At 62.5% G+C, this 12,690-nt stretch carries 12 protein-coding genes; 10 read left to right on the forward strand and 2 right to left on the reverse strand.

Annotated elements, in window-relative coordinates; translation table 11 throughout:
- Nucleotides 1–109 precede the first annotated feature (109 nt).
- The 10 genes from BLW22_RS04350 (at nt 110) to pcaC (ending at nt 10,018) form a co-directional block, all read left to right on the forward strand.
- Nucleotides 110–1,450: a 4-hydroxybenzoate transporter PcaK gene (locus tag BLW22_RS04350; RefSeq protein WP_074844308.1), complete on the forward strand. Its 1,341-nt coding sequence runs from the start codon at nt 110–112 to the stop codon at nt 1,448–1,450.
- A gap of 146 nt (nt 1,451–1,596) precedes the next feature.
- Nucleotides 1,597–2,454: a CoA transferase subunit A gene (locus BLW22_RS04355; protein ID WP_074844309.1), complete on the forward strand. Its 858-nt coding sequence runs from the start codon at nt 1,597–1,599 to the stop codon at nt 2,452–2,454.
- Entirely contained in the window at nt 2,451–3,233 is a 783-nt protein-coding gene (locus BLW22_RS04360) for a CoA-transferase subunit beta (RefSeq protein ID WP_174244790.1), read from the forward strand. Before BLW22_RS04355 ends, BLW22_RS04360 begins: the two co-directional genes overlap by 4 nt.
- Nucleotides 3,230–4,432: a 3-oxoadipyl-CoA thiolase gene (gene pcaF, locus BLW22_RS04365; RefSeq protein WP_174562732.1), complete on the forward strand. Its 1,203-nt coding sequence runs from the start codon at nt 3,230–3,232 to the stop codon at nt 4,430–4,432. Before BLW22_RS04360 ends, pcaF begins: the two co-directional genes overlap by 4 nt.
- Before the next feature lie 17 nt (nt 4,433–4,449).
- A complete protein-coding gene (pcaH, locus tag BLW22_RS04370; protein ID WP_027604405.1) occupies nt 4,450–5,154 on the forward strand; it encodes a protocatechuate 3,4-dioxygenase subunit beta in 705 nt (234 codons plus the stop codon).
- A 1-nt stretch (nt 5,155) separates the two neighbouring features.
- Entirely contained in the window at nt 5,156–5,722 is a 567-nt protein-coding gene (gene pcaG, locus BLW22_RS04375; RefSeq protein WP_065928280.1) for a protocatechuate 3,4-dioxygenase subunit alpha, read from the forward strand.
- A gap of 154 nt (nt 5,723–5,876) precedes the next feature.
- Nucleotides 5,877–7,172 carry an MFS family transporter gene (locus BLW22_RS04380; RefSeq protein WP_065938827.1) on the forward strand — a complete coding sequence of 432 codons (1,296 nt, stop codon included), beginning with the start codon at nt 5,877–5,879 and terminating at the stop codon, nt 7,170–7,172.
- 10 nt (nt 7,173–7,182) lie between these two features.
- A complete protein-coding gene (locus tag BLW22_RS04385; RefSeq protein WP_074844314.1) occupies nt 7,183–8,547 on the forward strand; it encodes a 3-carboxy-cis,cis-muconate cycloisomerase in 1,365 nt (454 codons plus the stop codon).
- A gap of 10 nt (nt 8,548–8,557) precedes the next feature.
- A complete protein-coding gene (pcaD, locus tag BLW22_RS04390) occupies nt 8,558–9,349 on the forward strand; it encodes a 3-oxoadipate enol-lactonase (protein WP_074844317.1) in 792 nt (263 codons plus the stop codon).
- A 270-nt stretch (nt 9,350–9,619) separates the two neighbouring features.
- Nucleotides 9,620–10,018, forward strand: coding sequence for a 4-carboxymuconolactone decarboxylase (pcaC, locus tag BLW22_RS04395; RefSeq protein WP_065928295.1), 399 nt, complete (start codon nt 9,620–9,622; stop codon nt 10,016–10,018).
- 5 nt (nt 10,019–10,023) lie between these two features.
- Here pcaC and BLW22_RS04400 read toward each other — a convergent pair whose 3' ends face one another.
- The gene (locus BLW22_RS04400; protein WP_083381319.1) at nt 10,024–11,589 is read right to left on the reverse strand and encodes a M91 family zinc metallopeptidase; all 1,566 of its coding nucleotides are present in this window, start codon (nt 11,587–11,589) and stop codon (nt 10,024–10,026) included.
- A 119-nt stretch (nt 11,590–11,708) separates the two neighbouring features.
- On the reverse strand, nt 11,709–12,608 hold the full coding sequence (locus BLW22_RS04405) for a polysaccharide deacetylase family protein (protein WP_074844323.1): 900 nt from the start codon (nt 12,606–12,608) through the stop codon (nt 11,709–11,711).
- Nucleotides 12,609–12,690: the final 82 nt, after the last annotated feature.

Here is a 12,690-nt window from a genome sequence, read left to right on the forward strand (position 1 = left end):
TTGACGATGTTTCCCCCGGCTTATTACTGTGCGGCAGCGCTCTTGAGGGCGCCCCAATAATAATGACGGCCCCAGGCCGTTGGCCCGCCATCGGTGTGGAATAAGAATAATGAATCAGCCTTCTGTCGGTACCACCCTGGACGTGCAGTCCTTTATCAACACCCAGCCACTGTCCCGTTACCAGTGGCGCGTGGTGATCCTGTGTTTCCTCATTGTTTTCCTCGATGGCCTCGACACCGCCGCCATGGGCTTTATCGCGCCCGCGCTGTCACAGGACTGGGGCATCGACCGCGCCAGCCTTGGCCCGGTGATGAGCGCTGCGTTGATCGGCATGGTATTCGGCGCCCTGGGTTCCGGACCGCTGGCTGACCGTTTCGGGCGCAAGGTTGTACTGGTGGGCGCGGTGCTGGTGTTTGGTGCGTTCAGCCTGGCCTCGGCCTACAGCAGCAACGTGGACCAATTGCTGGTGCTGCGTTTTCTCACCGGGCTGGGCCTGGGTGCCGGCATGCCGAACGCGACGACCCTGCTCTCCGAATACACCCCTGAACGCCACAAGTCGCTATTGGTGACCAGCATGTTCTGTGGTTTCAACCTGGGCATGGCCGGTGGCGGGTTTATCTCGGCCAAGCTGATCCCGGCGTTCGGCTGGCACGCCTTGTTGATGATCGGCGGCATCCTGCCGTTGATCCTGGTGGTGGTGCTGATGCTGTGGCTGCCGGAGTCGGCGCGTTTCCTGGTGGTGCGCAACCGAGGCACCGACAAGGTGCGCAAAACGCTGTCGCCCATCGAACCCTCTATTGTTGCCCAGGCCACCGCCTTCAGCGTGCCCGAACAAAAAACCGTCAAGGCGCGCAACGTGTTCGCGGTGATTTTCTCGGGCACCTACAGCGTCGGCACCTTGCTGCTGTGGCTGACGTACTTCATGGGCCTGGTGATCGTGTACCTGCTGACCAGTTGGCTGCCGACCCTGATGCGCGACAGCGGCGCCAGCATGGAGCAGGCTGCGTTTATCGGCGCGCTGTTCCAGTTTGGTGGCGTATTGAGTGCCGTCGGCGTGGGATGGGCGATGGACCGGTTCAATCCCCACAAGGTCATCGGCACTTTCTACCTGCTGGCCGGGGTGTTTGCCTACGCGGTCGGGCAGAGCCTGGGCAATATCACCCTATTGGCCACCTTGGTGCTGGTCGCCGGGATGTGCGTCAACGGTGCGCAATCGGCGATGCCGTCCCTGGCCGCGCGCTTCTACCCAACCCAAGGCCGCGCCACCGGCGTGTCGTGGATGCTCGGCATCGGCCGTTTCGGCGCGATCCTCGGCGCGTGGATGGGCGCCACCTTGCTCGGCCTGGGCTGGAACTTCGAGCAGGTGCTCACCGCCCTGGTCATTCCGGCCGCTTTGGCCACAACAGCCGTGGTCATCAAAGGCATGGTCAGCCATGCGGATGCGACCTGAGATCAATCGATAGCCTGCCAACAATCCGTTCGATAATCGAACGCTGAGTCGATTATCGGATTGTTTGGCCGATTTCCCCGGCTTAATCTTCAAGCACTTCGGCGCCACCTCAGCGCCTTTTCGATCCACACCGGGAGCCCAACCCCATGGCTGAAATTCTTGCGCTGCGTGACGCGGTGAAGCAATTCGTGAACGACGGCGACACTGTCGCACTGGAAGGCTTCACCCATCTGATCCCTACGGCAGCGGGTCATGAAATCATTCGTCAGGGCAAGAAAGACCTGACGCTGGTGCGTATGACGCCTGACCTGATCTACGACCAGTTGATCGGTGCCGGGTGTGCGCGCAAGCTGATTTTCTCCTGGGGCGGTAACCCGGGTGTAGGTTCCCTGCATCGCCTGCGTGACGCGGTCGAGAAGCAATGGCCGCAACCGTTGGAAATCGAAGAACACAGCCACGCCGACCTGGCCAATGCCTACGTCGCCGGCGCATCGGGCCTGCCGTTCGCGGTGCTGCGCGCCTACGCGGGTTCCGACTTGCCCAAGGTCAACCCGCTGATCAAAAGCGTGACCTGCCCGTTCACCGGTGAAGTGCTGGCTGCGGTGCCGTCGGTACGCCCGGACATCACCGTGATCCACGCGCAAAAGGCCGACCGCAAGGGCAATGTGCTGCTCTGGGGCATTCTCGGTGTGCAGAAGGAAGCGGCGCTGGCGGCCAAGCGTTGCATCGTCACCGTCGAGGAGATCGTCGATGACTTGAACGCACCGATGAACAGCTGTGTATTGCCGACCTGGGCTCTGACCGCCGTTTGCCACGTACCCGGCGGCGCGCATCCGTCCTACGCCCACGGCTACAACGAGCGTGACAATCGCTTCTACCAGGCGTGGGACCCCATCGCCCGCGACCGTGGGACCTTTACCGCCTGGATCGACGAATACATCCACGGCACTGCCGATTTCAGTGAATTCCAGGCCAAGCTGGCCACCGCGCAGGAGGCCAAGTGATGGCTTACTCGACCAACGAAATGATGACCGTCGCCGCTGCGCGCCGCCTCAAGAACGGCTCCGTGTGCTTCGTTGGCATCGGCCTGCCCTCGAAAGCGGCCAACCTGGCGCGCCTGACCTCGTCGCCCGACGTGGTGCTGATCTACGAGTCCGGCCCGATTGGCGCCAAGCCTTCGGTACTGCCGCTGTCCATCGGTGATGGCGAGTTGGCGGAAACCGCTGACACCGTGGTGCCCACCGGTGAAATCTTCCGCTACTGGTTGCAAGGCGGGCGCATTGACGTCGGCTTTCTCGGCGCGGCCCAGGTCGACCGCTTCGGCAACATCAACACCACCGTGGTCGGTGACTATCACCAGCCCAAAGTACGCCTGCCGGGTGCCGGTGGCGCGCCGGAGATCGCCGGTTCTGCCAAGAGCGTGTTGATCATCCTCAAGCAGTCGTCCCGTTCGTTCGTGGACAAGCTGGACTTCATCACCTCCGTCGGTCACGGCGAAGGCGGCGATTCACGCAAACGCCTGGGCCTGCCGGGCGCCGGTCCTGTCGGAATTATTACCGACCTGTGCATCATGGAGCCGGAAGAGGGCACCCATGAGTTCGTCGTCACCGCGCTGCACCCCGGCGTGACCCGCGAGCAAGTGGTGGCCGCGACCGGTTGGGCGGTTCGCTTTGCCGACCACGTGAGCGCCACTGCCGAACCGACCGAGGTCGAGCTGACCGCCCTGCGTGACCTCGAAGCCCGCACGGCCGCCGCCCACGGCCAAGCACCCGGAGAAGCCTGATGCGTGACGTATTTATCTGCGATGCCATCCGCACGCCCATCGGCCGTTTCGGCGGTGGCCTGGCCACGGTGCGTGCCGACGACTTGGCCGCGCTGCCGATCAAGGCGTTGATGGAACGCAACCCGTCGGTGGACTGGAGTGCGGTGGACGAGGTGTTCCTGGGCTGCGCCAACCAGGCCGGCGAAGACAACCGTAACGTTGCACGCATGGCGCTGTTGTTGGCGGGCCTGCCGGAGACTATTCCCGGCGTGACCCTCAACCGTTTGTGCGCCTCGGGCATGGACGCCATCGGCACCGCGTTTCGCGCCATCGCCAGTGGCGAAATGGAGCTGACGATTGCCGGGGGCGTCGAGTCGATGTCCCGCGCACCGTTCGTGATGGGCAAGGCCGACGCGGCGTTTTCACGCAACATGAAGCTGGAAGACACCACCATCGGCTGGCGCTTTATCAACCCGCTGATGAAGGACCAATACGGCGTGGATGCGATGCCGCAGACCGCCGATAACGTGGCCGACGATTACAAGGTGTCTCGTGCTGATCAGGACGCTTTTGCCCTGCGCAGCCAGCAACGTACGGCTGCCGCCCAGGCTGCCGGTTACTTTGCTGAAGAAATCGTGCCGGTGCGTGTCGCCCATAAAAAAGGCGAAACCGTGGTGGAGCATGATGAGCACCCACGCGACACCACCCTTGAAGCCCTGACCAAACTCAAGCCAGTCAACGGCCCCGACAAGACCGTCACCGCCGGCAATGCTTCGGGTGTGAACGATGGTGCGGCGGCGCTGATTCTGGCGTCCGCCGAAGCGGTCAAGAAACACGGCCTCACCGCCCGTGCCCGTGTGTTGGGCATGGCCAGTGCCGGTGTCGCCCCGCGTGTGATGGGCATCGGCCCGGTGCCAGCGGTGCGCAAGCTGGTGGAGCGCCTGGGTTTGGCGGTTACCGACTTTGACGTGATCGAACTCAACGAAGCCTTTGCCAGCCAAGGCCTGGCAGTGCTGCGCGAGCTGGGCATCGCCGACGACGCACCCCAGGTCAACCCGAACGGTGGCGCCATCGCACTGGGCCACCCCTTGGGCATGAGCGGTGCGCGGCTGGTACTGACGGCCCTGCATCAGTTGGAAAAAACCGGCGGCCGTAAAGGCCTGGCGACCATGTGCGTGGGCGTCGGCCAAGGCCTGGCCCTGGCGATTGAACGCATCTAATAAGAGAGGACTGCTCCATGAGTGACAAGCCCGGTTACCGGCGCCCGCAAGCGGGCACTCAGCCTGATTACCTGCACCCGGCCTACCAGTCGACGAACCTGCGTTCGCCGTCCCAGCCGTTGGTGTTCCTGCCTCATTCCTTGTCGGAAATCACCGGCCCGACCATCGGCGCCGAGCGAGTCAGCGAAAAGGACAACGACCTCACCGCCCAACACGACGGCGAACCGTTGGGCGAACGCATCATCATTCATGGCCGCGTGCTGGATGAAAACGGCCTGCCGGTGCCGGGCATCCTCGTGGAGATCTGGCAGGCCAACGCCGCCGGTCGCTACAACCACAAACGTGACCTGCACGATGCGCCGCTGGACCCGAACTTCACCGGCACCGGGCGCACCGTCACCGACGCCGATGGCTGGTACCAGTTCCAGACCATCAAGCCCGGCGCCTACCCGTGGGGCAACCACCACAACGCGTGGCGTCCGGCGCATATTCACTTTTCGCTGTTCGGCCCGAGCGTACTGACGCGCCTGGTGACGCAGATGTATTTCCCCGGCGACCCGCTGCTGGAATACGACCCGATCTACAACTGCGTACCGGATACCAGCGCCAAGGAACGCCTGATCGCCCGTTTCGATCTGGAAAAGACCATTCCTTCCTATGCCCTCGGCTACCGCTGGGACATCGTCCTGCGCGGCCGCGACGCCACGCCGATGGAGAAATGAGATGACACTCAACGCGACCACGTCCCACACCGTCGGGCCGTACTACCACATCGGCCTGACCTGGCTGAACCGCGAAGATTTGACCGTCGCCGCCACCCTCGGCGAGCGCGTGGCGATCAGCGGGCAAGTGGTGGACGGCAACGGTGATGTTGTCAACGACGCCATGCTCGAAGTCTGGCAGGCCAATGCCGCCGGCAAGTACGACCACCCTGAAGATGAGCAGGACAAGGCGCTGGACCCGAACTTCGAAGGCTTTGGCCGGGTGCCGGTGGATGCCGAAGGGCGCTTCCGCTTTACCACGATCAAGCCGGGCAGCGTGCCGGGCCTGCAAGGCACGACCCAGGCGCCGCACCTGGTGGTGCTGGTGTTTGCCCGTGGGCTGGTGAAGCACCTGCTGACGCGGATTTATTTCGAGGGCGAGGCGTTGAACGGGGACGACCCGTTGCTGGCCTGTGTGCCTGCCGAGCGGCGCGGCACGTTGATTGCCAAGCGGGATGCGGCGGGTGTACATCAGTGGAATGTGATTTTGCAGGGCACAGATAAGGAGACGGTGTTCTTCGATTATTGATCGGTAGCAGCGGTAAGTTTCAAGCTGCAAGCTACAAGGAAGAGCAGTGACCGCGTCGGTTTTTCTCTTGCAGCTTATAGCTTGCTGCTTGCAACTACCTCCGGTTGTTGCAAAGTATGTCTAGGCTATAACCGTTCCCACTGAGTGAAAAACCATGACAACAACCACCAGTCACTACACCGGAGAAGAGCGCAGCAAACGGATCTTTGCGATTGTCGGTGCCTCCTCCGGCAACCTGGTCGAATGGTTCGACTTCTACGTCTATGCCTTCTGCGCCATTTACTTCGCCCCGGCGTTTTTTCCGTCGGATGACCCCACGGTCCAACTGCTCAACACCGCTGGCGTGTTCGCTGCCGGCTTCCTGATGCGCCCCATCGGCGGCTGGCTGTTCGGCCGGGTCGCCGACAAGCACGGACGCAAGAATTCGATGATGATCTCGGTGCTGATGATGTGCGCCGGTTCCCTGGTCATCGCCTTTTTGCCCACCTACAAAGACATCGGCGCCTGGGCCCCGGCCCTGCTGCTGGTGGCGCGGCTGTTCCAGGGCCTGTCGGTGGGGGGCGAATATGGCACCACCGCCACCTACATGAGTGAAGTCGCGCTCAAGGGCCAGCGTGGGTTTTTTGCCTCGTTCCAGTACGTGACCCTGATCGGTGGCCAACTGTTGGCGGTGCTGGTGGTGGTGATCCTGCAACAGATCCTCACTGAGGAAGAACTGCGGGCCTGGGGTTGGCGGATTCCGTTCGTGATCGGTGCGATTGCCGCGGTGATTTCCCTGCTGCTGCGCCGCACCCTCAAGGAAACCACCAGCAAGGAAACCCGCGAGGACAAGGACGCCGGCAGTATCGCCGCGCTGTTCCGTGACCATAAGGCGGCATTCATCACCGTGCTCGGCTACACCGCAGGCGGTTCGCTGATTTTCTACACCTTTACCACCTACATGCAGAAGTACCTGGTGAACACCGCCGGGATGCACGCCAAGACCGCCAGTTACATCATGACCGGCGCGCTGTTCCTGTACATGTGCATGCAGCCGCTGTTCGGCATGCTGGCCGACAAGATCGGCCGGCGTAATTCGATGCTGTGGTTCGGCGCGTTGGGCACACTGTGCACGGTGCCGATCCTGCTCAGCTTGAAAACCGTCAGCAGTCCGTTCCTGGCGTTTGTGCTGATCACCCTGGCCCTGGCGATTGTCAGCTTCTACACCTCGATCAGCGGCCTGGTGAAGGCGGAAATGTTCCCGCCACAAGTGCGCGCCCTGGGCGTGGGCCTGGCCTATGCGGTGGCCAACGCAATCTTCGGCGGTTCGGCGGAATACGTGGCCCTGGGCCTCAAATCCATGGGCATGGAAAACACCTTCTATTGGTATGTCACCGGCATGATGGCGGTGGCCTTCCTGTTCAGCTTGCGTTTGCCGAAACAGGCGGCGTACCTGCATCACGATTTGTAAGGGATGAGTTATGACACTGCGCACGAGCAATCAACTGTTCGACGCTTACTTCACCGCTGACAGCATGGCCGAGGTGTTCTGCGACCAGGGACGCCTGCAGGGCATGCTCGATTTCGAAGCCGCGCTCGCCCGGGCGCAGGCCCAGGTCGGGTTGATCCCGCAGGCGGCCGTGGCGCCGATTGCCCAGGCCTGCCTGGCGTCGCTGTACGACGTGGATGCCCTCGGTGTGGCGATTGCCACGGCGGGGAATTCGGCGATTCCGCTGGTGAAGGCGCTGGGCAAGTTGATTGCCAGCGGGGATGCCGGGGCCGAACGCTATGTGCACCTGGGCGCGACCAGCCAGGACGTGATGGACACCGGGCTGGTGCTGCAACTGCGCCGGGCCCTGGGGTTGATCGAAACGGACCTGGCGCGTCTGGGCGACGTGCTGGCCGCCCAGGCCCAGCGTTATGCGACGACACCGTTGGCCGGGCGTACCTGGTTACAACACGCGACGCCGGTCACCCTGGGGATGAAGCATGCCGGTTGGCTGGGCGCGGTGACGCGCAGTCGCCAGCGTTTGAAAGAACTGCAACCGCGTTTGCTGGTGCTGCAATTCGGCGGCGCGTCCGGGACGTTGGCGGCACTCGGTGAACACGCCATGCCGGTGGCCGAGGCGCTGGCGTCGGAGTTGCAACTGAGCTTGCCTGAACAACCCTGGCACACCCAACGGGATCGTCTGGTGGAGTTCGCCTCCGTCCTGGGCCTGATCGCCGGCAGCCTCGGCAAACTGGGTCGCGATATCAGCCTGCTGATGCAAACCGAAGCGGCCGAAGTGTTCGAGCCGTCGGCGCCCGGCAAGGGCGGTTCGTCGACCATGCCGCACAAACGCAACCCGGTGGGCGCCGCTGTGCTGATCAGCACCGCCACGCGCGTGCCCGGCCTGGTGGCGACGATGTTCAGCGCCATGCCCCAGGAACATGAACGCAGCCTGGGCCTGTGGCACGCCGAATGGGAGACCTTGCCGGAGATTTGCCGCCTGGTGTCCGGGGCCCTGAAACAAGCGCTGCTGGTGAGCGAAGGGTTGGAAGTCGACCCCGGACGCATGGCCCACAACCTCGACCTGACCCAAGGGCTGGTGCTGGCCGAAGCCGTCAGCATCGTGCTGGCTCAACGCCTGGGCCGGGAAACCGCGCACCACCTGCTGGAGCAATGCTGCAAACGCGCCGTCGCAGAAGGGCGCCACTTGCGCGCGGTGCTGGCGGACGAACCGCAGGTCACCGCCGAGTTGTCCGCCCCTGAGTTGGACCGCCTGCTCGACCCGGCCCACTACCTGGGCCAGGCGCACACCTGGGTCACTCGCGCTGTCACCGAACACTTTGCATTGACCGCCTAAGGAGAACGCTGTGGCTTTCGTACAACTCGCCGAGGGCGAACTGCATTACCAACTCGATGGCCCCCTGGACGCACCGGTGCTGGTGCTGTCCAACTCGCTGGGTACCGACCTGCATATGTGGGACATCCAGATCCCGGCGTTTACCGAGCATTTCCGGGTGTTGCGTTTCGACACCCGTGGCCACGGCAAATCCCTGGTGACCGAGGGACCGTACAGCATCGAGCAGTTGGGCCTCGACGTGATCGCACTGCTGGATGCGCTGGATATTCAGCGTGCACATTTTTGCGGGCTGTCCATGGGTGGCTTGATCGGCCAATGGCTGGGGATTAATGCCGGTGAGCGCGTGCAGCGCCTGGTGGTGTGCAACACCGCCGCCAAAATCGGCACGCCGGAGATCTGGAACCCACGGATCGAGATGGTCCAGCGTGATGGCGCGGCGGCCATGGTGGCCTTGCGCGATGCGTCGATTGCGCGTTGGTTCACCGCCGATTTTGCGGCAGCCAACCCGCACCAGGCCAAGCAGATCACCGACATGCTTGCCGCGACTTCGCCCCCAGGTTACGCGGCCAACTGCGCCGCCGTGCGTGATGCCGATTTCCGTGAGCAGTTGTCGAAGATCAAGGCGCCAACCCTGGTGATTGCCGGCACTGAAGATGCCGTCACGCCACCGGCCGGTGGTCACTTTATCCAGCACCATGTGCAGGGCGCCGAGTACGCCGAGTTCTACGCGGCGCACCTGTCCAATGTGCAGGCCGGTGCTGCGTTCAGTGATCGGGTTATCAAATTCCTGCTGGCCCGCTGAGGCCGCTGTTGTGGCAACTGGCTTGTTGTGGCAAGTGAGCTTCCTGTGGTGAGCGCGCTTCCTGTGGTGAGCGGGCTTGCCCCGCGTTGGGGCGCGAAGCGGCCCCAAATCAGGCGCCACGGTCTGTCTGAAATAATTCGGCGTCCGTATTGGGGCTGCTTCGCAGCCCAACGCGGGGCAAGCCCGCTCACCACAACAAGCGCGCTCACCACAAGGAGCCCGCTCGCCACAGGTCATCGAGTTGAAATCTTATTGAACCAGGAGTTTTTTGTGGACGAGAAACAACGTTATGCCGACGGCCTGCAGGTGCGCCGCGAAGTGCTGGGCGATGCCCATGTCGACCGCAGCCTCAACGCGCTGACCGAGTTCAACAGCGAGTTCCAGGACATGATCACCCGCCACGCCTGGGGTGACATCTGGACCCGCCCCGGGCTGCCTCGCCATACCCGCAGCCTGATCACCATCGCCATGCTGATCGGCATGAACCGCAGCGAAGAACTCAAGCTGCACCTGCGCGCCGCCGCCAGCAACGGCGTTACCCGTGCCGAGATCAAGGAAGTGCTGATGCAGAGCGCGATCTATTGCGGGATCCCGGCGGCGAATGCAACGTTCCACCTGGCTGAATCAGTGTGGGACGAACTGGGGGTTGAGTCCCGCCCGCCGAAGTAACAGGCTCAGGCCCGCTTTGTCGTGTAGACCCTCTTGCGCAATGGAAGCCCCATCTCTTCTTTCAGGCCGTTTTCGGTAAATTCCCGTGGATTGGTGGTGGTTTTCGCGGTGCTGGGGTCGCCGTCGAAATCAACCGGGGGGACTGCCGTTTGCAGACCGATCGCCTGCCGCTCTATGTTGGGTTCGCGTTCCTGGTGAGTGTCGGGTGTTGCAGTTTCTCCCTTTAGATTTTGACCTGTGGCACCCGCGAATGCGTGTCCCCTCTCATGAGCGAGGCTGGTGATCGGGGGAGATCTGTCGTCATACATATACATCGGGTTGTAATTGATCGTGCCCAGGTCAGCCGTTTCTCCCGGTTCACCCTCCACGATGTAACCCAACTGTGAATCGGTCAGTGATTCGACGTCGCCGCCTGCTTGAAGATACCGTTGAATGGCTTGGGTGTTGAAGCCGTAGGTCATGTCATCACGGGTGTCCAGCTCGCGCAGGGTGACTGGCGCGTTGTTGCGTGCCGCCAATTCGTCCTCTTTCTTCAACGACTGCTGGCCTATGGGCGACATTCTCAATAGCTCCAGATCGTCTTCGACCCGCTGTCTGAACTCGGCGGAACCCTCGACCAGATAGGCTGTTTTGCCGGCGTCACTGGGCGTTACATCAAACCTGCGTGAGCTGAGCGAGCGGATCACATTATCCGAAGGTTTGGCGTAGATAACCGTGTTGTCATGGTGAGACCTCACGTTGTTATGACCTCTGCCGGTGTAAATGACCGAGCTGCCAAGACTGACCATCAGGTTGTCACCACCGCCACCGTGCATCACGGTGTGGCCATTTTTGGCGATCATGAAGTCATGACCACGACCTCCATCCATATGCACGATTCGACCGACAGGTCCTTCCAGGGCCTGCAGACGGTCATTACCATTGCCGCCATAAAGCGCACTGCTACCACTGCCCGCGACCAGCGTGTCGTTGCCTTCTCCGCCCGATGCGACTCCACGGCCCTTGCCCATTTCGATAAAGTCGTCGCCCGCGCCGCCCTTGATTTGGGTGGTACCACCACCGCCACGGGCGTAGTCGTCACCGTCTCCGAGGTCGATCCTGATGGGCGTCGTCACGTCTGGAGCCACCACCACACAGTCGTTGCCGCCGTGGGTCTTGATATACAGGGGCTGGACCATGCCCAGCTCGGGGCGATTGAGCAGCTCAAGGGTGTAGGCTTTATCGTTGACGGTAGCGAGCAGCTTTCCATCGGAGGTACGGGTGATGTTCACCCGGTCTGCACGGTTGCCGGTTTCCAATACGATTTGACTGAATATTGTGCCGACGTCGCCGTTTTGTGCGGCGCTGAATTCAACCTCCTGGGAGATTTTTACGTGTTTGTCCTGAAACAGGACCTCGCTGTTTACGTAGCTTTTGTGTCCCAGGGCGACTTCGGGAGACGGCCGGGAGGAGGGAGTCAGGGCATCGGAGTCAGGGCGTTTGTATTTGATGTGGACGGGGGGTTCTGGCGTTGCCGGTGATGGGCTGTTGGTGTAGTTCGTCAGCACGGGCATGGACGCAGAGATAGTCATGGTTGGACTCGATCGTGGTTGGCGGGCGTTCCTTTGAGTGGCGGGAGGGGAAATGCTGTTCCAAGGAAAAAGCAGTCAAACGCTGTCTTGATATTGCATGCCTTAAGGGCGGCCTGGAGTTAATGAGAGTCGGCGTCCCACACCCAATTCCACACGCCCGGCAGATGCACTGCTTCATTCACGTCTTTGACCGTACGCACCAATGCCGCGCGTTGCAGGGCGGCCGTATCGGTGTAGAACGGTTCGGCTGCGGTCTTCATGCCATTGACTCGTGCGCTGTCCAGCAGGATCTGCAGGTATTCCTGCATGTGCCGGGCGGTATAGCGGTTGATGTCGTGGAAGGTCACCACCACCGGAATCACACCGTCCACCGTCGGTAGCTCCCCCAGCGCGATGCGCTCGCGCACCACCGACAGTTGTCGATACAGGTTGGCGCGGCGCCTTGGGCTGCCATTGAAGCCCCAGATCTTGCCGTCATTGGCGCTCAGGTCGGTCAGCAGGACCTGCATGCCATGGCGCTGGTAGGCGGCGAAGGTGCGCCGGTCGTAGTTCCAGAACGGCGGGCGGACCAGCACGGGCGGCGCGCCGGTGATCGAGGCGATATCGCTCGCGCCCTGACTGAGGGTGCGTTCCAGCTCGGCATCATTCAGCCAGCGGTGGTTGGTATGAAAGGTCGTGGCAGTGTGAAAAGCCAGCACATGCCCGCCGGCGTATTCACGCTCCATCGTCTTGCGCCCCCGCGAGCTGCCGCCGGAACGCGACGATTCGGTCTGCAGGAAGAACACCGCCTTGATCCCCGGCAGCACCGGGTTGTGCGCCAGGTCGGCGATCACTGAACGGCTGGGGTTGTCGTAGCCCGAGGCGCTGGGGCCGTCATCGAAGGTCAGCAAAAAACGGATCGGCGCCTGGGCTTGCAGGCGTTGCTCGGTCTGCGCGGTCAGGGCAATGGGCGCGCCGATACAGCCGCTGAGGCTCAAGGCCAGGGCAAGCACGGCGGATGCGATGGCAAAGGATTTCATGGTGTGCGCAGGCTCGGATAAGAGGCCGCTGCTGGGCGGATCAGCAGCGGCAGGCGCGCACGATACAGTAAGTGCGGCGCCG

The sequence above is a fragment of the Pseudomonas marginalis genome (genome assembly GCF_900105325.1).
Taxonomy (GTDB): Bacteria; Pseudomonadota; Gammaproteobacteria; order Pseudomonadales; family Pseudomonadaceae; genus Aquipseudomonas; species Aquipseudomonas marginalis.